Raw genomic sequence first — 19,614 nt, forward strand, 5'->3', positions numbered from 1 at the left:
TCCTACTCAGCTACTTCAGAAAAGTAGCTACCACCCGGGGCTTTGCCCGGGTGGTCTTTTTTTTGTTTTCAATTACTCCTCTTTAGCGTATTCAGTTGCCTCACATGTGGGTTGATAAACTCCGATTTTCAATAATTTACCAATTATTTGATTATTCTATTAAAACACATTATTATATAATAAATTTTTTCAATGGGTAGGAGGCAAGAAATGAATAATAACTGGAACAAGGCAATATATAAGATTTGGTCTCCAATTTATGATAAGTTTTTCAATTCAGGTAGCTTCCTCAATTCTAGAAAGATCATATTTCAAGAAAAGTCATTTCATAGCGCGCAAAAAATACTTTTTGTAGGTGTAGGAACTGGGGCAGATTTAGAATTGATAAATCACTACGGGCTGGATATTACTGCCATAGATTATTCACCTGAAATGCTTAACAAAGCAAAAAAGAAATTTACCAATACCTCCATACAATTCTTAGAAATGGATGCTCAACAAATGAATTTTATGGATGAGCAATTTGATATAGTAGTAGGAAGTTTAATTCTCTCGGTAGTACCTGACGCAAATAAATGCTTCGATGAGATGGTGCGAGTTTTGAAAAAAGACGGAGAACTTATTATTTTCGATAAGTTTTCTCCTAAAGGAAAAAAGCCCTCATTATTCAAAAAAACGATAAGGCCCGTTATTAAGGTGTTAGGAACCGATATCGGGTTGAATTTTGAAGAACTGTATGAAAAACAAAAGCTAAAATTGCGGATCAAAGAGGATGTACCTATAATGTTCGACGGTATGTATAGAAAAATCATAGTAACCAAGTAACACCTAGAATGATTCCATTTGCTCTTTAAGCAACAAAAAAGCGAGCATAAGAGAACCTTCGCTCGCTTTAAATCTTTTCCTACAACTTCACTCCCAGAAATTGTGGTGCTTTTGAGGCGTTCCGTAGCGCAGAGGTTCATTTGAATCTGGAGAAGCGGAGCGATCTCCTTAACGCACACCCACTTTCCCCAATCTTCACACCACTACTTTATAGCCCATCGAATCTAGCAGGGTCTTGGCACGCTCCCAATCCTGCTCCTGCCGGAAGGAAAGCCGCATAATACCGGGGACGTCCTCCCGGCTCTCAATGATTTGCATATTGCTCAGGTTAATGCTGTGATTTCCCAGCTCCATTGCAATCCTTCCGATAATACCGGGCGTATCCGGTACATCAATATACAGATCAAACGTTGAGACGATGACACCTTTGCGGCGCTCCGGCAGTTCACTGCGGAAATGCCCAGCCGTCAAAAACTCGTCAGCGATTCCCTCTCCGTCTTGTGTTCTCAGCAAATGGGTAAAACGCTCAATTTGCCCATTCCATTCTTCCAACAGGCCTAGCAAAACATCACGATTACTTAGCAAAATGTCCCGCCACACAATCGGATCACTAGAAGCTATCCGCGTAATATCACGGAACCCACCAGCAGCCAATGTACGGTACAGCGGATTTTCATCATTGTGCTTTCGCACCTGATTTACCAGTGCGGCTGCAATAATGTGCGGAAGATGGCTAATCGCGCCGACAATATCATCGTGCATGTCAGGTTGGACGCGCACAACCTGAGCCCCTGTGTATTTTAAGAGCTGCTCCAGCGAGCCGTATGCTTCCTCGGGCACATCCTCAGCGGGGGAGAGTACATAATAAGCGTTCTCAAACAGCAACGCCGAAGCAGCCTTTACACCGGAACGCTCCGAGCCAGCCATCGGATGACCGCCGATAAAATAAGCGTTACGCAAAGAAATTTCCGATGCTTTTTTGGCAATCGAGGATTTCGTGCTGCCTACATCAGTAATAATACAACCTGCTTTAAGCGGCAACTGACTTAACAGCTCCAGATAATACTCCAGTAAACCAACAGGTACGCATAAAAAAATAAAATCGGCATCCTCTGCCGCCTCTGCAACCGAAAGAGTCGCGGTGTCCACGACACCACGGCTTAACATCGGTTCCATCAGTTCAGGGAGGTGAGCATGACCCACAACGGTGATGTCCGGCTTCCCTTTAAAACAAAGTGCGAGGGACCCACCAATCAGTCCCACGCCAAAAATGGCAATCTTCATCAATTATCAAATCCCATCTGCGGAAATTATAGGCGTGCTTTCGCCGCTTCCGCCCCCAGGACCTGTTCCAGCGCACGGACAAACAACTCATTTTGCGGCTGCGATCCAATTGACACCCTAATATAAGTCGGATATTTATGATGACCAGCGCGAATGATCACGCCTTTACGAAGCAATTCCTGAAATACCTCACCGGATGGACGACGCACATCCAGCATAATAAAGTTACCGTGTGCCGGAAAAGACTCCAACCCAAGACGCTTCAGCTCATTTTGCAAATAAGCTCTGCCCTCTGCGTTGCGATCCCGACATTCCCGAACAAATTCCTGGTCCTCCAAAGCTGCAATCGCCGCAGCCTGTGCTACCCGTGAAGTATTGAACGGCTCACGAACCTGATTGATCAAACGGACAGTCGACTCGGCTCCCATACCATATCCAATACGCAACGAAGCCAGACCATAGATTTTGGAGAAGGTACGAAGTACAACCAAATTCTCATACGTTGACAACAAACGAATGCCATCTGGATACGAGCGATCCGTCACAAACTCGGCATAAGCTTCATCCAGCACAACCATCACATGCTTAGGCACCTGCTCCAAAAACGCAAGCAGCTCTGATTCGGGTACAATCGTGCCTGTCGGATTATTCGGATTACAAACCCAGATAATTTTTGTACGGTCATTGATTTGAGCCAGCATAGCATCCAAATCATGCACACCGTCGCGCAAAGGCACCTCAACTGCAACCGCTCCCTCAATTTCCACGTTACTTTTGTATACGGAAAATGTCTGATCAGCCATGATGCTTTCTTCCCCGGGAAGGAGAAATGCACGCGCAATTAACGCAATAATTTCGTCAGAGCCACAGCCAAAAATAAACTGCTCCTCTTTCAAACCCGTCTGTTTGGCCAGCGCCTGTGTCAAAGCTACCGCGCTTCCATCAGGATAGACACTAATGTTGGCAAATTCCTGTTGAATCGCCTGCAATACTTTGGGAGAACTGCCATACGGATTTTCATTTGAAGCGAGCTTGATTACTTCATCAAGCCCCAACTCGCGTTTCACGTCTTCAATCGGTTTACCGGGCTGATATACTGGCAAATGTACAATATGCGGTTTAGGTTGCATGCCCCTACCTCCTCTATCCAATCAGAACTGAATTTATTGCTCTCTATATTGACGCCAAATTACTGCTTTAATTGTGCCACAAAATCGTGAATTTGCAAAAGCCCTTCTGCTCTGCGCGCAGAATCCTCCAGCAATGGAATAGCTTCCTCCACCTGACGCACAATGGCACTGCCGACCACAACTCCATCGCAAATGTCTGAAAACCGGACTACCTGTTCCCGAGTTGAAATACCAAAGCCGATCGCCACCGGAATGTCGGTATGCCGTTTGACCTGCGTGATAAAGCCCTCTATCCCTTCAAAAAAGGAAGCTCTCTCCCCGGTTACACCAAGTGAGGATACACAATATACAAATCCACGGGCATTACGGACAATCCGCTCGATCCGCTGCTCAGAAGTTGGAGCCACCAGCGGGATTAGATGCACCCCTACCTCTGCCGCCCGTGTTCCCAGTTCTTCCGCTTCCTCAAGCGGAAGGTCGGGAATAATCAGACCGCTGATACCGTGCTTCTGCAGGCCAGCAAAGAAAGCATCCATACCCATCTGTAAAACAGGATTGTAATACGTAAACAAAATAAAAGGCAGGCTTGAACCTGCCGCCCTAGCCAGAGAAGCTGTCTCCATACAGGTACGGATCGAGATTTGCCGTTTCAGCGCACGCTCAGACGCACGCTGAATGACAGGACCGTCAGCTAACGGGTCGGAATACGGAACACCTAGCTCCAATATATCGGCTCCGGCAGACTCCAGCTGCCGAATAATCTCCACCGTAGTCTCCACATCCGGGTCGCCCACCGTCAGAAAAGGAATTAATGCCGTTTTGCCTTCATTTTTAAGGCGCTCAAACGCCTGATCAATTAAATTCATGACGGATTTCCTCCCAAATACTTGATAATGGAGTCCACATCTTTATCCCCGCGTCCAGACAAGCAAATAACGATAATATCATCTGCCGTCAACGTAGGTGCCAGTTTGACGACCTGAGCAATTGCATGTGCCGACTCTAATGCAGGAAGTATGCCTTCCGTACGGCAGAGAAGCTGGAGTGCATCCAACGCTTCCTGATCGGTAATTGGAACATAGTTGGCCCGTTCAATATCTTTCAGATACGAATGCTCCGGTCCAACGCCTGGATAATCCAATCCGGCCGAGATGGAATGCGCAGGCTGCACTTGCCCGTATTCATCCTGAAGCAGATAACTCATGGAGCCCTGGAAGACCCCTTGTGTTCCCTTGCTCATCGTTGCCGCATGGAATTCTGTTTCTACACCTTTTCCAGCAGCTTCCACACCGATCAAAGCAACGCCCTCATCCTCAATAAAAGGATAAAACATGCCGATGGCATTGCTTCCGCCACCAATCGCTGCTACGACGACATCCGGAAGTCTGCCTTCCTTTTCCAAGATCTGACGACGTGTTTCATCACCAATCACACGCTGGAAGTCCCGCACCATCATCGGATACGGATGGGGACCGACAGCCGAACCCAAAATATAGAAGGTATCATGGACATGGCTCACCCAGTAACGCAAGGCTTCATTCCCGGCGTCCTTCAGTGTACGTGTACCCGAGGTCACCGGAATGACCTCTGCACCCAAAAGCTGCATCCGGAATACGTTTAGCTGCTGACGCACAGTATCCTCTTCGCCCATGAACACCTTGCATTCCAATCCGAGCAACGCAGCCACGGTTGCTGTCGCGACACCATGCTGTCCCGCGCCTGTTTCGGCAATGACCTTCTGTTTGCCCATGCGTTTTGCCAGCAATCCCTGTGCCAATGCATTATTGATTTTGTGGGCCCCGGTATGATTCAAATCTTCGCGTTTCAAGTAAATTTTAGCCTCGCCCAGATACTTACTCAGACGCTCTGCATGATAAAGTGGTGTTTCCCGGCCAGAGTAGTCCTTTAGAAGTCCGTTCAACTCTGCTTTAAATTCCGGATCATCTGCGTACTTCCGGTAGGATTCCTCTAATTCAATCAGTGCGTTCATCAACGTTTCCGGTACGAAGCGTCCGCCAAATGTCCCAAAACGTCCGTTGCTATCAGGTAATTGTGTCATGCCTGCTTCACCCTTTCTACGAATGCCGTGATTTTTGAAATGTCCTTGACTCCATCTGTCTCTACGCCGCTGGACACATCCAGCCCTTCGGGATGATACTCGGTAACCAGCTTTTCCGCATTATCAGCAGTCAGTCCGCCGGCTACAAACAAAGGAATTCCATGTTGATGGGTCCAAGCCTGATAGGCAGGAATTCGATCCCATGCAAACGTTCTGCCAGAACCGCCACCATACAGGGGATCATATGTATCTAGCAGTAAAGCGTCAATTGTACCTGCATAGGCTTCCAATTCTTCTGCCGGGCGTTCCGTCTGGCCCTTCCCCGTCGGCTGATGACTGTCTACAGACCAAGCTTTGAATACCTGCACACCAAAACGCTCCCTGATCTCGCTACAGCGCTGCGGACTTTCCTGTCCATGCAGCTGAACGACATCCAATGGAGCTTGCTCCATCACATCATTTAACAGCGCATCATCAGGATTCACAAATACACCCACGCTGCGCGGTCTGCTGCCCGGAGTCCATTCATCCAATACGCGAAGCAGCTCTCCAGCCTGAGCGCCGTCAATCCGGCGCTTACTGTCGGCAAACACAAAACCTATATAATCGACCGGTAAGTTTATTATAGATTTTAGCACTTCAACGCTTTGAAGTCCACAAATTTTTACGCCCGTTTTATTCATGCTGTAACCCCGTCCATCAAATCCGCTACAGCTTGACCCACATCATTCTTACGCATCAGATGTTCTCCTACCAGAATACCGTGTGCCCCTACCGAATGCAGGTACTTTACATCTTCAGGCCCGGCTATGCCGCTTTCACTAATAAACGTAACTCCTTTAGGAATCAGTGCGATCAGATCTTCCGTCGTTTGGAGGCGGGTCTCGAACGTCCGCAAATTGCGATTATTGACCCCAATCAAGGTTGCTGTGCCCAAATCCAGCACCCCTTTAAGCTCCTCACTGTCATGCACCTCCACCAATGCGTCCAGTCCCAGGTCTCTGGCAATCTGTAAAAACGATCCCAAAACACGTGTTTCCAGTATCGCTGCAATTAACAGCACCGCATCGGCTCCCAGTAGACGAGCTTCATAAATTTGCCGTTCATCAATGATAAAATCCTTTCGCAACAACGGAATGTTCACTTGCTCACGAATTTGGTGCAAATATTCAGGACTGCCCTGAAAATACGTCACATCTGTCAGTACAGAAATACAATCCGCTCCAGCTCCCTCATAGGCACGAGCAATGTCCACCGGATGGAAATCCGGTCGGATAAGCCCTTTGGACGGTGAAGCCTTTTTCACTTCAGCAATCAGCCCTAACGGCCGGTTGCGACGCACGGCTATTGCGTCCTTAAATCCTCTTGTTGCAGGCAAATTGGATACCAGCCGTTCCGCTTCACTGATATTAAAATGCTCCTTTAGCTGCTCCACTTCCTGTCGCTTCGTCACCACAATTTTATCAAGATACATATTGATACTCCCCCGTCGCCTGTATTAATTGATCCATCTTGGACAGTGCCAGCCCGTTGTCAATGGCTTCCGCCGCCCGTGCTACTCCGTCTGCCAAGGTAGTTGCTGCGCCCGATACATAAATACACGCGCCAGCATTTGCTAATACGACGTCCCGGTAAGCGCCGCGCTCTCCGTTCAGAATCCGCCGTATAATGTCGGCATTAACCTGCGCATCACCACCCAGTACCTGATCGAGATGATGCATCTGCAAGCCCAGGTCCGACGGCAGAAGCTCAAATGTGTGAACCTTGCCATCCTTCAGCTCAGAGACTCGCGTCGGAGCCGAAATACTAATTTCATCCAATCCGTCCAGACTGCTGACAACCATGGCCCGTTTGGAGCCGAGCTGATTCAGCACCTCGGCAATCACTTCCGTTTTTCCAGCGTCATAAATGCCCAGCAGCTGTCGATCTGCACCAGCCGGATTCGTCAACGGACCTAGCATATTGAACACTGTCCGCACTCCAAGCTCACGTCGCGGCGCAGCAGCATGCTTCATCGAAGGATGATATAGCTGCGCGAACAAAAAGCAGATGCCGATCCGTTCCAGACATGACCGAGCCTGATCACTCGTCAGGTGAATGTTGACTCCCAAAGCTTCTAACACATCTGCACTCCCGGCGCGGCCGCTTGCAGAACGATTGCCATGCTTCGCCACCCGTACAGACACCGAAGCGGCAATGATAGCTGATACTGTAGAAATATTAAACTTGTGAATGCCTGAACCTCCAGTTCCGCATGTGTCCAGCAGACGAGTTTCACCTTCTCCAGTCTGGACTGGACTAGCGTAACTGCGCATCGCCTCGGCAAATCCGGTGATTTCATCCACCGTCTCCCCTTTGATGCGCAGAGCTGTCAGCAGCCCGCCAATTTGCGCCTGTGTAGCACTCCCGCTCATAATCTGCTCCATTACGCTACGGGCCTCCGCACGCGAAAGATGCTGTCCCTCGATAACCCGGCTTAATCCCACTTGCATCATGTTATGTCCTTCCATCACCGTCTCCTCCTCTAAATCAGATTTTTGTGTATTCCGTCTCCCGCAATGAAGTATTACCTGATCAATACTTACTTAAGGAGTATACAAATAATCCTGGTTGATGACGCTGTTGTAGGGCTGTGTCGTTGCCGGGAACATCGCCTCCGCCGTACGGATTGCTTTCAGCAATGCCTTGGCCTTGTTCACCGTCTCCTGATACTCGCTTTCCGGAACCGAGTCCCACACAATTCCTGCTCCTGCCTGGACAAAGGCCCGGTTCTTTTTAAACACGATGGTGCGAATGGTAATACAGGTATCCATGTTGCCCGAAAAGCCCAAATATCCAATAGCCCCTGCATAGGGTCCGCGCGCTTCCCGTTCAAGTTCGGCAATAATTTCCATTGCACGCAGCTTCGGCGCCCCCGATACGGTGCCCGCTGGCAGGCAGGACAGGAAAGCATCAAAGAAATCTTTATCCTCGCGTAGTTCACCCGACACATTGGATACAATGTGCATAACGTGGGAATAGCGTTCAATCTCCATAAACGTATCGCATTTGACTGTACCGAACTGAGATACGCGGCCCAGATCATTTCTACCCAAATCGACCAGCATCAGATGCTCGGCACGTTCTTTTTCATCCTTCAACAGTTCTTCAGCAAGCGCCGCATCCTCTGTCTCCGTGACGCCACGTGGCCGCGTCCCTGCAATAGGGCGGGTTTCTACCCGACCGTTTTCTACCTTGACAAGCGCCTCCGGCGAAGTGCCCACGATGATCTCGTCATCCATTTTCAAATAATACATGTATGGCGACGGATTCATCGTGCGCAGCACGCGGTATACCTGCAAAGGAGAAGCCTCAGTATCAATGTGAAAACGCTGGGATAGTACAACCTGAAAAATATCACCAGAGCGAATATATTCCTTTGCCTGCTCAACGTTTGCAATAAACTGCTCCTTCGTCACATTCGATTGAATCTCACCCAGTTCCACATCATCAGGAATGAAGGCCGATCCCAATCTCTCTGGTGGTGTCTGCTTGCGCAGATACTGCGCCGTCTCCTCCAGCTTGCGCTCCACCTCAGCATAAGCAGCACGAATGTCCTCATCGCTAAACCCTTCGCCCACATGCACATTACCAACCAGCAAAATTTGCTGCTTTACATGATCAAAAACAATCACTTGATCGCAGAACATAAAACGAATATCATCCATATTCAAATCATCTACCGAATGCTCTGGCAGCTTTTCATAGTATTGAAGCAGATCATATCCAAAAAATCCGATTGCTCCACCTGTAAATGGAGGCATTTCTTTTAGTTTGGGACTGCGATATTTGCGAAGCAATGCCTTGAGCGCTTCAAGCGGCTTATCGTTTAAAATTTGCCGTTTACCATGTTGTTCCAAAATCAAACGGCCTTTTTTGCCCGAAACCATCAGGAACGGATCGGTTCCGATGAATGAATGGCGCGCCCACTGCTCGCCTCCCTCTACACTCTCTAGCAGAAAGGCTCGGTCCCGCTCTGCATACCGACGGAAAATCCGAATCGGCGTCTCCATATCGGCCAGCACTTTTTTGTACACAGGAATCAGGTTAAAATCATTCGCCATCGTTATCACTTGCTCCACATGCGGCGTTAACATGAGATCACTTCCTTTCCAATTTGGTGCAGAACCAAAGGAGAGAATAAAAAAGCCCCTACCTGGAAGGTAGAGGCTGTCAGTTATTGAAATTATAAGAATGCTACCATATGTAAAATGACTACAGCAAACGAGCAAAGTATACACTCTTCCCTTGCTTAATCGCAGGTACCCTCAAATAAGCTTATCTCTCGAAGAAAATCTCTTCAGGGCAAAAGCTCATTCCGCTACCCGGTCTCTGTCATCTCATATGGAATTGGCTAAGGCTGCACTCTTCTCGTCTCAACTCTGGCTCTGGCTAACTCTACTCAACTCTGCTACACACACTATATCTCATAGGATGTCACTTTGGCAACCATCATCTAAAAAAATGGGCGATTACTTTCCTTGGGAAGCCAGATCCGGTCTTAGCGCCTGCGCTCCGTTCAAGTATACATGTTTGATTTCCCGCTGCGATTTATGGGTGTTCACCTGTACCATTAAACGGATACATTTGGGCAAACTACCCGCAACAGGAATTTCCAATGCACACATAAGCGGAACCATATCCCATCCGTCAAGCTGACGTATTGCCTTCGCTGGAAACGCAGTATCCAGATCGTGGGTCACCGTAATCCAGACGTTGCTAATATCCTCAGGCTGAATTTCATTGTAGGCTACAATTTCATCTAGCAGTTGGCTTGTCGCTTCCAAAATTTCGTTTTCTTCATTATTCGCCACGGTCGTCGCACCACGAATTCCACGATTGTACATCATTTACGCCTCCTTTTTTAACTGTTCAATGACTTGCCTTATGTCAGAGACGGAAATATCCTTTACAACCTCCACACGCCCGATGCTGCGTGGGACGATAAAAGTAATGCTGCCTTCTTTAAACTTTTTGTCATGCATCATCGCATCCAGCAGCCGATCCGTATTGAGTTGTACTGGAAGGGAGGTTGGTAGCCGCAGCGAGGACAGCATATCTCTTGTTTCTTTGACCACAGAGGTGTCTGCTCCCAGCTTCACACCCAGAAGCGCAGAGCCGACCATACCTATAGAAATGGCCTCCCCGTGTAAAAACTCCCCATATCCCGCTATCGCTTCAATAGCATGACCAATCGTATGGCCAAGGTTTAAAATAGCACGTAAATCATTTTCCCGTTCATCGCGTGAGACCACTTCGGCTTTCACGGAGCAGCCCTTCTCCAGCCCGTACTCCAGGGCTTGCGCATCCAGAGCCAGCAAATCTGCCGCATGATCACGGCACCACTGGGCAAAATCAGCATCCCAGATCAAGCCATGCTTGATCATTTCAGCCAGTCCGGCGGATACTTCACGCGGAGGCAATGTAGACAACGTATCTACATCGTAAAGCACGAGTTCCGGTTGATGGAAAGCTCCAATCATATTCTTTGCCAGAGGATGATTGATGCCAACCTTGCCGCCCACGCTGCTGTCATGGGCGAGGATCGTAGTAGGAATCTGCACAAACTTGACGCCTCTCATATATGAGGCTGCCACAAATCCGGCCAGATCGCCCACTACACCACCACCAAGTGCGATAACGGCTGAGTGGCGATCCAAACCGCCCTTAATGGCTGCTGTTATAACCTGCTCAAATACAGCAATCGACTTGGATGTTTCACCCGGCTTGACGACAAAGGATACCGTCTTGTACCCCGACTCCTGAAGATTGCTCTCCAGTGTCGCTAAATACAATGCAGCTACATTTTCATCAGAGACAATCAACAATGGACTTTTTTGCGTAATTCCTCGTTCCTTCAAAAGCTCTCCGGCCCGATGCAGCAGTCCTCGCCCGATATGAATGGGATAGGAACGTTCTCCAAGTTGTACCGTCAGCGTACTCATCTTAGTACCTCTCCAGTTGTTCTTCGTAGGATGCAATATTCGCCCGAATCTCTTCAATCGAATCTCCGCCGAATTTTTCAAGCAAAGCCTTCGCAATCTCCCAGGCTACAACATGCTCCATCACTACGCTTGCCGCGGGTACCGCACATGCATCCGAACGCTCAACCTGTGCGGTGAACGCTTCCTTCGTATCAATGTCGACGCTTTGCAAGGGCTTATACAGTGTCGGGATCGGCTTCATGACGCCGCGAACCACAACGGGCATTCCATTGGTCATGCCACCTTCAAAACCGCCCAAACGATTGGTACGACGGTGATATCCACGCTCCTCATCATACAGAATCTCATCATGCACCTGTGAGCCGCGCAGTTCTCCTGCTTCAAACCCAATGCCGATTTCCACACCTTTAAAAGCATTTATGGACATGACGCCTTGGGCAATACGTGCATCCAGCTTCCGATCATATTGCACATGACTGCCCAGACCAATCGGAACGCCTTCCACAATACATTCCACTACCCCACCGACCGAATCGCCTTCTTGCTTGATCAGGTCAATGTACGCTTCCATTTTCTTTTCGGTTTCCGGATCGGTCACTCTCACGGAAGAGGCCTCCGTCACGGCAATCAGCTCGTCAATCGGCAACTCACGGTAAGGAGCCTCGATTTCCCCAATGCGGATGACCTGACCTGCCACCTTGATTCCGAACTCTGCCAGCAATTGGCGGGCCAAGCCACCACATGCGACCCGAATCGCAGTTTCACGCGCACTGGAACGCTCCAGAACGTTGCGCAGGTCCTTCAGATTGTATTTCATTCCACCGTTCAAATCGGCATGACCCGGACGCGGACGGTGAACCCGGCGCTTTTCTTCATCACTGCCTTCGATCGGCTCAATATTCATAATATTCTGCCAGTGCTTCCAATCGTTATTTTCCACAATCAGTGCAATCGGTGCACCTGTGGTATAACCGTGACGCACGCCTCCGGCAATGCTCGCCGTGTCCTTTTCAATCTGCATACGCCGACCCCGTCCATACCCTTTTTGACGACGATGCAGCTGAAAATTCAATTCCTCAAAATCCAATTTTAAATTGCTAGGCATGCCCTCTACAATTGCAGTTAGCTGGGGACCATGCGTTTCCCCCGCGGTTAAATAACGTAAACTCATGACGCGTTCCCCCTTTAAACTGTTAAACTGTGCATCGCTAAAATCTTTAACTGTGCTTCATTATAGTATACGCACCTTTCTTTGACAAGAAAAGCCACAGCTATGCAGATAAACAAAAACACGCCCCTTAGGCAAAGCCAAAGGACGTGCACTTCCGATAAGCAAGCTATCAATATGCTCATTATCTGAAAAACATTTATTACGAATTGTCGATAATATGTCTGAACTATGCTTTTTTACGATAAAAAAAGGTTTCCGTCGATTCCAGACCATATTGGTTGGGAGAAAAAATTTGCTCTGTACTGCCAACAAACAGTACACCACCGGGACGAAGACTAGCTGCAAACTTCTGGTACAGCTTATGCTTGGCCTCTTCAGTAAAATAAATCATAACATTGCGACAGATAATGAGGTCATAGTTATCTTCAAACGTATCCAGCAGCAAATTTTGCTTTTGAAATTTCACAGCCTGTTTCAAACGGTCATCCACCCGGAACATTGCACCATCCGGTTTGAAATATTTGCTGGCTACCTGCTCAGGCACATCCTTGAGCGAACGCTCCAAATACCTGCCTTCCTTGGCTTTAGCCAATGCACCGTCATCAATATCGGAAGCCGTAATGGAACAATTGTCCAAGATTCCCTTGCCGTCCAGAACCATAGCCAAGCTGTAAGGCTCCTCGCCAGTCGAGCAGGCCGCACTCCACAGCTTGAGCTTCTGCTTGCCTACAAGCAGCTGTGGCAGAATTGTATCCCGCAGTACTTCCCACCGATTGGGATTACGCCAAAATTCGGAAACATTGATCGTCATGCGATCGAGAAATTCATAAAACAGGGGTTTTTCCTTCATCATGGCATCATAAAAAGAAACAAAACTGGGAAACCCGTTTTTGTTGCGAAGTGTCGTTAACCGCCTTTTCATCTGTGCTTCTTTGTATTGCGCAAGATCAATACCTGTGCTGTCCTTAATTTTGCGGATAAACGCCGTATAATCGGGGTCCGTCTGACCCAGTTCCAGATCCGTCATGCTACCATCCTTCTTCATACGAGATTAAACTTACACCCAGGTCTCCACACTTTTCTCATACCGAACCGATTCTTCCGGCATGAAAAAATTCGCAATCTCGCGTTCCGCGCTCTCCGGTGAATCCGAACCGTGTATGAGGTTAAACGGTGTATGTGCAGCAAAGTCTCCCCGGATCGTGCCCGGTAGAGCCTCTGTTACTTGTGTTTTACCGATCAACAAGCGGGAAAGCGTAACAATGTTGTCCCCTTCCCAAATCATGGCAAATACAGGGCCTGATGTGATAAAGCCTACAAGCTCTTCAAAAAAGGGCTTGCCCACATGCTCCGCATAATGTCGTTCCGCCTGTTCTCTAGATACCTGCACAAGTTTGCCAGCCGTCATTTTGAAGCCTTTGTCCTCCAGGCGGCTGATAATACGTCCAATCAGCCCGCGTTGTACTCCATCAGGTTTAACCATCAAAAACGTGCGATCCATCAGCTCACTCCCAATCCAATCTTAATGTATTTATACAGTACTAATCTGTATTGTAACAGAAAGCTTGGATTCGGTTAAAGTATTTTGTCACAGCTAACCCAAAACACAACTTTAGTAGGAGCGGCGCGTCACAAAATGAGCAATATCGCGAAGCGTTTTTTTCGTTTTGACATCTGGCAGTAAGTCCAGCGCGTTCAGCGCTTTCTTAATATATCGGTCAGCGAGAATTTCAGCTTTAGCGATTCCTTCGCTTTTTTTGATCAAATCCACCGCTTTACGAGTATCTCCTTGCCCATCCCCGTCCTGAATACGACCTATTTCAGCCAGCAGATCCTCACGCAGCTCAGGCTGCTTGAGCGCATAAATAACCGGAAGCGTAATATTTCCCTGCCTCATATCGCTGCCTGGCGGCTTGCCGATTTTTTTTTCCGTACCGCAGAGATCGAGCAAGTCATCCTGAATTTGAAAAGCCATACCCACGTTATAGCCATAGCTGTACAACAGGGAATTGACTCTTTCCCGTGCCCCCGCAGCCATAGCGCCCAATTGGCAGCTAACCGCAATAAGCAATGCTGTTTTACGCCGTATGCGCAGCAAGTAATTACGCACACTTTGATCCACATTAAAAAAATCGCGGATTTGTTCCATTTCACCAATGGACATCTGCACTAACGCCTTCGATAGCACCCGGTGAATATCCGGGCTCGGCAATTCAGCAACTATAGACAGCGCACGTGCATATATGTAGTCTCCTGTGTACATTGCCACCCGATTGTCCCATTTGGATTTGACAGTGGGTTGACCGCGTCTCATTTCGGCATCGTCAATCACATCATCGTGAACGAGAGAGGCAGAATGAATCAATTCGAGTGGTACCGCTATGTGTTTGAGCTTGTCCAGATCGTATTCTCCAAACTTGCCTCCCAGCAGTACAAACACTGGACGCAAACGTTTGCCTCCTGCCTTAAGCAGATGGAGCGATGTATCATTAATCAACGGCTCCGTACTATCAATACTGCGGTACAGCTCTTCCTCTATGAAGTTCATATCCTTCTTTAATAAACCAAACAAATCCAATCGTTTCATTCTTTCACCCGTGTCAGCGTATTGTCACTCCAGAGAAGCGGCTTCACTTGTCGGTCGAGCAGCCCCAGTTCATGCGCATATTGAAAATAAAGCTCTAAGCCTTTTTGTTGCTTCTCTCCAAAATCATAACACAGATTAGTAAAGTAGCGCTCCCAATAATCTCGCAGGCCACCAATTTCCTTGCAAGCCTCGGAGACAACCGAGGTCAAATCAGACAAACTGCGCTGCTTGCTTGCACGGAACGCATTAGTAATTTCAGCTACGGCTTCGGGATTCTCAGCTGCAACAGCACGGCGCACTGCCCATACGGCAAAGGTCATGCTGTGCCCAGTCCAGCGTTTCCACTCTTCGCCCAGGTCCGTTACATGCAGATCTTCACTCCGCCAAGAGGCCTTGATCGCGTGATCTCCAATCAGCAGCCCCGCATCCGCCTGTTCCAGCATCAAATCCAAATCCGGTTCACAGTCAAAATAGGACGGCTGCCCTTCCCACGCTTTTTGCATCAGAATTTTCAACAAATTAACGGATGTAGCAGATGTATTCGTTAATGCAATCGTTCCGTTTTTGATGTCATCAAGCGGCTTGCGTGAAAACAGAAAAATGGATTTCACAGGACCATCTGCACTGACAGATAAGTCCGGCAGCAACAGCATTTCCTCCGCGCCTGATGCATAGGCAAAGGACGACATCGCGCTGATATCCAGACTCCCGTTCAGCATACCGCGATTCAATTCCGCCGGAACTTTTGAGATCATCTCTGCCGGGTGAATAAGCTCTGAAGGATTAAAATAATGAAAAATTGGCCAAGCGTTTGTATATTTAATTTTTCCGATTGTGATCATCTTGGTGTCTGGCGTTGGCATCGGAATCCCCCCATCTCGTAAACAGTTGATGTTCGATTCGCAAGCTGTCTAATACTTTGCCTACGAGGAACAATACAATATCATCCAGTGTCTTTGGATGAAAGTAAAAAGCCGGCATGGCCGGAATCATTTTGACGCCTAGTCTCGCAAGCTTAAGCATATTTTCCAAATGAATGGCATGAAGCGGTGTTTCACGAGGCACGAGGATCAGTGGACGCCCCTCCTTCATCATGACATCCGCTGCACGTGCCATCAAATTATCGGACGAACCATGTGCTACCGCAGACAACGTTCCCATGGAGCACGGCATAATAATCATCGCATCCACCAGATAGGAGCCGCTCGCAATAGATGCTCCGATATCTGTGAACGGATGGTATACAAGAGAACCGGGACGGCCTCCGAATTGTTCATCCAAAGCCCCCTCCCGGTCAGTCACGTTCCAGCCCAATTCCTCTTTCAGTACCCGCCAGCCGGCATTGGAAACAATCAGGTGAACTGTGTATTTCAAGTCCAGCAGTGTCTCTACCAGTCGTACACCATAAATGCTACCGCTCGCGCCTGTAATGCCGATAACGATTCGTTTGCCTTGATGGCTACTCACCTGATCAGAATTCATTAGTATTGACGCACCACCAAATCAATCAGTGTAAAAGCAAATACGACCATGCTAAGCACACCGTTCATTGTAAAGAACGCCGTCTGCAAACGGCTCATATCTTTCGGAGAAAGGATATAATGCTCATAAAATAGAATAATGTACGAAATAATCATACCTGCCAGATACCACCAGCTTAAATCTGCAACAAAGAAAAGGACAATAAATCCGATTGCCGTAATGACATGGAATGCCCGGGCAATGTTGAGTGCACCTGCTATACCAAAACGGGCAGGAATGGAATAAACACCCTCGTTCTGGTCAAAATCAATGTCCTGACAAGCATAAATAATATCAAAGCCAGCCGTCCAAAATGTAATTGTGAGATACAATACAAGAGCAGTCATATCCATCTGTCCCGTTACTGCAACCCACGCCCCCAGCGGCGCCAAACCAATCGTTAGGCCCAGTACAACATGACAAAGCCAAGTGAAACGCTTGGTATAAGAATAAAAAACAAGCATAAAAAAGGCCAGCGGGAACAGCTTGAACGCTAGCGGACTTAGCTTGAATGATGCCCAGAATAACAACAATAAACTGATGATAATGAAAATAACCACTTCGCTTGATTTGAGCAGCCCTGCCGGTATCGCTCGTCCTGCTGTACGTGGGTTTTTCCCGTCAATGACACGGTCAATCATGCGATTGAAGCCAAAGGCCGCACTACGTGCGCCAACCATAGCCAGTAAAATCCACCCGATTTGATGCCATGAGGGAAGGCTGCCTGTCACGACAACCGACCCCAATACAGCCCCCATAAATGCAAATGGGAGCGCAAATAACGTATGTTCAATTTTAATCATTTCCAAAAAAATAGCAATTTTCTTAAACATGCTGACTCTCCTTGATTCCAATATGCAATGCCGCGATGCCTCCGGTGAGAGAATGAGCCTGTACATCCTTTAATCCGATTTCACGGAAGATGTCGGCCAGCTCATCCCTTCCTGGAAAAAGCGCCAACGAATCAGGGAGCCATTTGTATTGCTCATAACGTTTGGCGAACAATTTGCCGAGCATGGGCAAGATGTGTTGAAAATATGCGTAATAAATCCCCTTGAACGGCTGCCAGGTTGGCTTGGACAGTTCCAGACATACGACCTGTCCACCAGGTTTGACGACTCGTTGCATTTCCTGTAGCACACGGCGCAGATCTGGCACATTGCGCAGACCGAAACCAATCGTCGCATAATCGAATGAATTGTCTTCAAAAGGCAGTTCCATCGCGTTGCCCCGAACAAGCTTGATTTGCTTTTCCCGGAATTCTGATTTAATCTTGTGCTCACCTACATTAAGCATGTTTTGACTAAAATCCAATCCCACGATGTGACCACTTTCACTTGCACGCGCCATCGCAAGCGTCCAGTCACATGTCCCACAGCAAAGATCAATTGCCGTTTCCCCGTGCTGCATATTCATTTTTTTCATCGTAAATTTCCGCCAAGCCTTGTGTCTGCGAAAGCTCAGTATATCGTTCATCAAATCGTATTTACCTGCTATACTTTCAAACACGCCATGAACGAATTGCTCTTTCGGCTTGGTGTCGCTGGTTCCCATGACGTTCACCTAACCTTCCCTCACAACCGGGTTCGGACTATTCAGCAGCTTCAGGAAAGGTTCCAGCATGCGTTCAAATTCCTCGGTCCCCGTATTTTGATCATCAGACAGAATTTGCCGGATGTGCAGAACAGCCGTACGAAGCTTGTCCAGTATCGCATCCTCGGCTTTGTATTTCTGAACAAGACTAAGCCATGCTTCCGTATCAATACCACTCTCTGAAAGCAGCGCCAGCTCGCTCTGGTCCCCGTTATTGTAAACATGCCAGAACATATATCCGAAACGGGACTTGTCCGGCTTTGCTCGCTTGTCCCATTCCTCCACCAGCGTATCACAGAGGGCAAATTCGTGGAGAAGCTGCTCCCAAACATCCCGATCCTGTTCTGCTACAAGTGAAGTCAACGATAAAAAAAGCTCCTTTTTAAAACGAACTATCTGGGATAAATACTGAGCCGCATCCAGGCGGAGGTGCTTCATCTCCCAATACAGGCTCATCTTACCGGCATTGACCTCACATACGGCATCACTCAGCTTTGAAATGATTGTAATTCGGCCTGCCAGTGCAAGCAGTTGATAAAAACGGCTGCTAAAATAATCCCCAGCCAACACTTTCAGCTGCCTGGAACGCATCTCTTCCGGACTCCGAATTCCGGATAAAGTGTCGATCATGTCGTGCGTATCCAGCCCCATCTGCAGAAGCGAGGTGACCAATGCGTACAGCTCATCCTCGCTTGCATGCAGCTCCTGCATATTCCGGTTCAAAAACACAAATAGCAAACGGGTACGGCTGTCAGGAAAAGCCGGCATTTCCGTATGTTGTTGAATCATGTCGTATTCCACATATTTCCTTGCTAATTGGGGTACGCGATACGCTTTCATCCTAAGCCTCCGAGCCATGACTTTCTGGTGTATCAAATAATTGCAATGCCTTATATTATATCACAATTTAAAATGATTCGCGACTAAAGCACCGTAGGTCCAAAGGTAAAACTTCTAATCTGTGTATACACCGTCAAACCTCTTTTGCCACATGGGTGTAACTGTAATGCGGAAACAGGATTTCAGTTGCTCAGGTAATTCTGCGCCTTCCCGGCTCCTTAGCTGTTCCAGGGCTTCGTTCGTCCACTCATTCCGGCGTATATCGGATGCCAGTAGCAAATGGCGTTCACCCGACCATTCGTCCTGCGTCACCACCCGGAACAGCAATTGCCGTACATTTGTCGTTCCGTAAAAGCTAAAGGCAACAAGCTCCGCCATATTTTGATAAATCTCCAGCGGTGCAGTTTCTTCCTTTGACAGCCTTACATCTAGGGTCAGGACTGAATGTTCCCAGCTTACGCTGGCAATCGGTGTTGTCAAGGGAAGCTCCTTGAGCGTATCCACCAGATTGTCATCGGTCAGCAGCACTCGCTGCTGAGGCGATATCGCCGCCTGGGTCTCACGGACAGCTGCGGTTCCCGAATCCAGTGCCTGTAAGAACGGCAGCAATACAGCTGCCG

21 protein-coding genes are annotated in these 19,614 nt (G+C 48.1%); 1 reads left to right on the forward strand and 20 read right to left on the reverse strand.

Annotated features, from left to right (window positions below; all coding sequences use genetic code 11):
• Window positions 1-210: 210 nt before the first annotated feature.
• Entirely contained in the window at window positions 211-825 is a 615-nt protein-coding gene (locus tag L693_RS0118450; RefSeq protein WP_025718913.1) for a class I SAM-dependent methyltransferase, read from the forward strand.
• A 195-nt stretch (window positions 826-1,020) separates the two neighbouring features.
• On the opposite strand, the gene L693_RS0118455 is transcribed toward L693_RS0118450, so the two are convergent.
• The 20 genes from L693_RS0118455 to L693_RS0118550 form a co-directional block, all read right to left on the reverse strand.
• Entirely contained in the window at window positions 1,021-2,109 is a 1,089-nt protein-coding gene (locus L693_RS0118455; protein WP_025718914.1) for a prephenate dehydrogenase, read from the reverse strand.
• A gap of 26 nt (window positions 2,110-2,135) precedes the next feature.
• Window positions 2,136-3,239, reverse strand: a complete 1,104-nt coding sequence (hisC, locus tag L693_RS0118460; protein ID WP_025718915.1) for a histidinol-phosphate transaminase — start codon at window positions 3,237-3,239, stop codon at window positions 2,136-2,138.
• Window positions 3,240-3,298: 59 nt separating this feature from the next.
• Window positions 3,299-4,105 (reverse strand): tryptophan synthase subunit alpha, encoded by an 807-nt coding sequence (trpA, locus tag L693_RS0118465; protein ID WP_025718916.1) that lies wholly within the window; start codon window positions 4,103-4,105, stop codon window positions 3,299-3,301.
• Window positions 4,102-5,298: a tryptophan synthase subunit beta gene (gene trpB, locus L693_RS0118470; protein WP_025718917.1), complete on the reverse strand. Its 1,197-nt coding sequence runs from the start codon at window positions 5,296-5,298 to the stop codon at window positions 4,102-4,104. Before trpB ends, trpA begins: the two co-directional genes overlap by 4 nt.
• On the reverse strand, window positions 5,295-5,981 hold the full coding sequence (locus L693_RS0118475; RefSeq protein ID WP_025718918.1) for a phosphoribosylanthranilate isomerase: 687 nt from the start codon (window positions 5,979-5,981) through the stop codon (window positions 5,295-5,297). The genes trpB and L693_RS0118475 overlap by 4 nt, the downstream gene beginning before the upstream one ends.
• On the reverse strand, window positions 5,978-6,772 hold the full coding sequence (trpC, locus tag L693_RS0118480) for an indole-3-glycerol phosphate synthase TrpC (protein WP_025718919.1): 795 nt from the start codon (window positions 6,770-6,772) through the stop codon (window positions 5,978-5,980). The genes L693_RS0118475 and trpC overlap by 4 nt, the downstream gene beginning before the upstream one ends.
• A complete protein-coding gene (gene trpD, locus L693_RS0118485) occupies window positions 6,762-7,808 on the reverse strand; it encodes an anthranilate phosphoribosyltransferase (RefSeq protein ID WP_025718921.1) in 1,047 nt (348 codons plus the stop codon). Before trpD ends, trpC begins: the two co-directional genes overlap by 11 nt.
• A 75-nt stretch (window positions 7,809-7,883) precedes the next feature.
• Window positions 7,884-9,434, reverse strand: coding sequence for an anthranilate synthase component I (trpE, locus tag L693_RS0118490; protein WP_025718922.1), 1,551 nt, complete (start codon window positions 9,432-9,434; stop codon window positions 7,884-7,886).
• 375 nt (window positions 9,435-9,809) lie between these two features.
• Window positions 9,810-10,184: a chorismate mutase gene (aroH, locus tag L693_RS0118495; RefSeq protein WP_025718923.1), complete on the reverse strand. Its 375-nt coding sequence runs from the start codon at window positions 10,182-10,184 to the stop codon at window positions 9,810-9,812.
• Between the two features lie 3 nt (window positions 10,185-10,187).
• Complete coding sequence (aroB, locus tag L693_RS0118500) at window positions 10,188-11,282, reverse strand: 3-dehydroquinate synthase (protein WP_025718924.1); 1,095 nt, start codon at window positions 11,280-11,282, stop codon at window positions 10,188-10,190.
• Window position 11,283: 1 nt separating this feature from the next.
• Window positions 11,284-12,453, reverse strand: coding sequence for a chorismate synthase (gene aroC / locus L693_RS0118505; RefSeq protein ID WP_025718926.1), 1,170 nt, complete (start codon window positions 12,451-12,453; stop codon window positions 11,284-11,286).
• A gap of 226 nt (window positions 12,454-12,679) precedes the next feature.
• A complete protein-coding gene (locus tag L693_RS0118510) occupies window positions 12,680-13,480 on the reverse strand; it encodes a CheR family methyltransferase (protein ID WP_025718927.1) in 801 nt (266 codons plus the stop codon).
• A gap of 30 nt (window positions 13,481-13,510) precedes the next feature.
• Window positions 13,511-13,954 carry a nucleoside-diphosphate kinase gene (gene ndk / locus L693_RS0118515; protein ID WP_025718929.1) on the reverse strand — a complete coding sequence of 148 codons (444 nt, stop codon included), beginning with the start codon at window positions 13,952-13,954 and terminating at the stop codon, window positions 13,511-13,513.
• 111 nt (window positions 13,955-14,065) lie between these two features.
• Window positions 14,066-15,040 carry a polyprenyl synthetase family protein gene (locus tag L693_RS0118520; RefSeq protein ID WP_025718931.1) on the reverse strand — a complete coding sequence of 325 codons (975 nt, stop codon included), beginning with the start codon at window positions 15,038-15,040 and terminating at the stop codon, window positions 14,066-14,068.
• On the reverse strand, window positions 15,037-15,903 hold the full coding sequence (locus tag L693_RS0118525) for a menaquinone biosynthetic enzyme MqnA/MqnD family protein (protein ID WP_049825214.1): 867 nt from the start codon (window positions 15,901-15,903) through the stop codon (window positions 15,037-15,039). The genes L693_RS0118520 and L693_RS0118525 overlap by 4 nt, the downstream gene beginning before the upstream one ends.
• Complete coding sequence (locus L693_RS0118530; protein WP_025718935.1) at window positions 15,860-16,522, reverse strand: UbiX family flavin prenyltransferase; 663 nt, start codon at window positions 16,520-16,522, stop codon at window positions 15,860-15,862. Before L693_RS0118530 ends, L693_RS0118525 begins: the two co-directional genes overlap by 44 nt.
• Window positions 16,522-17,394 carry a UbiA-like polyprenyltransferase gene (locus L693_RS0118535; RefSeq protein ID WP_025718936.1) on the reverse strand — a complete coding sequence of 291 codons (873 nt, stop codon included), beginning with the start codon at window positions 17,392-17,394 and terminating at the stop codon, window positions 16,522-16,524. The genes L693_RS0118530 and L693_RS0118535 overlap by 1 nt, the downstream gene beginning before the upstream one ends.
• Window positions 17,387-18,115 carry a demethylmenaquinone methyltransferase gene (locus L693_RS0118540; protein ID WP_025718937.1) on the reverse strand — a complete coding sequence of 243 codons (729 nt, stop codon included), beginning with the start codon at window positions 18,113-18,115 and terminating at the stop codon, window positions 17,387-17,389. Before L693_RS0118540 ends, L693_RS0118535 begins: the two co-directional genes overlap by 8 nt.
• A 9-nt stretch (window positions 18,116-18,124) precedes the next feature.
• Window positions 18,125-18,994, reverse strand: coding sequence for a heptaprenyl diphosphate synthase component 1 (locus tag L693_RS0118545; RefSeq protein ID WP_025718938.1), 870 nt, complete (start codon window positions 18,992-18,994; stop codon window positions 18,125-18,127).
• A gap of 114 nt (window positions 18,995-19,108) precedes the next feature.
• Window positions 19,109-19,614, reverse strand: a 506-nt coding sequence (locus L693_RS0118550) for a hypothetical protein (RefSeq protein WP_025718939.1), incomplete at its 5' end; no start/stop codon positions are given.

It is taken from the genome of Paenibacillus sp. 1-18 (genome assembly GCF_000520755.1).
Classification (GTDB): Bacteria; Bacillota; Bacilli; order Paenibacillales; family Paenibacillaceae; genus Paenibacillus; species Paenibacillus brasilensis.

What these genes read in the sequence shown, in the direction of transcription:
- L693_RS0118450 (WP_025718913.1), top strand. Translation starts at nt 211, where the DNA reads ATGAATAATAACTGGAACAAGGCAATATATAAGATTTGGTCTCCAATT.
- L693_RS0118455 (WP_025718914.1), bottom strand. Translation starts at nt 2,109, where the DNA reads ATGAAGATTGCCATTTTTGGCGTGGGACTGATTGGTGGGTCCCTCGCA.
- hisC (WP_025718915.1), bottom strand. Translation starts at nt 3,239, where the DNA reads ATGCAACCTAAACCGCATATTGTACATTTGCCAGTATATCAGCCCGGT.
- trpA (WP_025718916.1), bottom strand. Translation starts at nt 4,105, where the DNA reads ATGAATTTAATTGATCAGGCGTTTGAGCGCCTTAAAAATGAAGGCAAA.
- trpB (WP_025718917.1), bottom strand. Translation starts at nt 5,298, where the DNA reads ATGACACAATTACCTGATAGCAACGGACGTTTTGGGACATTTGGCGGA.
- L693_RS0118475 (WP_025718918.1), bottom strand. Translation starts at nt 5,981, where the DNA reads ATGAATAAAACGGGCGTAAAAATTTGTGGACTTCAAAGCGTTGAAGTG.
- trpC (WP_025718919.1), bottom strand. Translation starts at nt 6,772, where the DNA reads ATGTATCTTGATAAAATTGTGGTGACGAAGCGACAGGAAGTGGAGCAG.
- trpD (WP_025718921.1), bottom strand. Translation starts at nt 7,808, where the DNA reads ATGGAAGGACATAACATGATGCAAGTGGGATTAAGCCGGGTTATCGAG.
- trpE (WP_025718922.1), bottom strand. Translation starts at nt 9,434, where the DNA reads ATGTTAACGCCGCATGTGGAGCAAGTGATAACGATGGCGAATGATTTT.
- aroH (WP_025718923.1), bottom strand. Translation starts at nt 10,184, where the DNA reads ATGTACAATCGTGGAATTCGTGGTGCGACGACCGTGGCGAATAATGAA.
- aroB (WP_025718924.1), bottom strand. Translation starts at nt 11,282, where the DNA reads ATGAGTACGCTGACGGTACAACTTGGAGAACGTTCCTATCCCATTCAT.
- aroC (WP_025718926.1), bottom strand. Translation starts at nt 12,453, where the DNA reads ATGAGTTTACGTTATTTAACCGCGGGGGAAACGCATGGTCCCCAGCTA.
- L693_RS0118510 (WP_025718927.1), bottom strand. Translation starts at nt 13,480, where the DNA reads ATGACGGATCTGGAACTGGGTCAGACGGACCCCGATTATACGGCGTTT.
- ndk (WP_025718929.1), bottom strand. Translation starts at nt 13,954, where the DNA reads ATGGATCGCACGTTTTTGATGGTTAAACCTGATGGAGTACAACGCGGG.
- L693_RS0118520 (WP_025718931.1), bottom strand. Translation starts at nt 15,040, where the DNA reads ATGAAACGATTGGATTTGTTTGGTTTATTAAAGAAGGATATGAACTTC.
- L693_RS0118525 (WP_049825214.1), bottom strand. Translation starts at nt 15,903, where the DNA reads ATGCCAACGCCAGACACCAAGATGATCACAATCGGAAAAATTAAATAT.
- L693_RS0118530 (WP_025718935.1), bottom strand. Translation starts at nt 16,522, where the DNA reads ATGAATTCTGATCAGGTGAGTAGCCATCAAGGCAAACGAATCGTTATC.
- L693_RS0118535 (WP_025718936.1), bottom strand. Translation starts at nt 17,394, where the DNA reads ATGTTTAAGAAAATTGCTATTTTTTTGGAAATGATTAAAATTGAACAT.
- L693_RS0118540 (WP_025718937.1), bottom strand. Translation starts at nt 18,115, where the DNA reads ATGGGAACCAGCGACACCAAGCCGAAAGAGCAATTCGTTCATGGCGTG.
- L693_RS0118545 (WP_025718938.1), bottom strand. Translation starts at nt 18,994, where the DNA reads ATGAAAGCGTATCGCGTACCCCAATTAGCAAGGAAATATGTGGAATAC.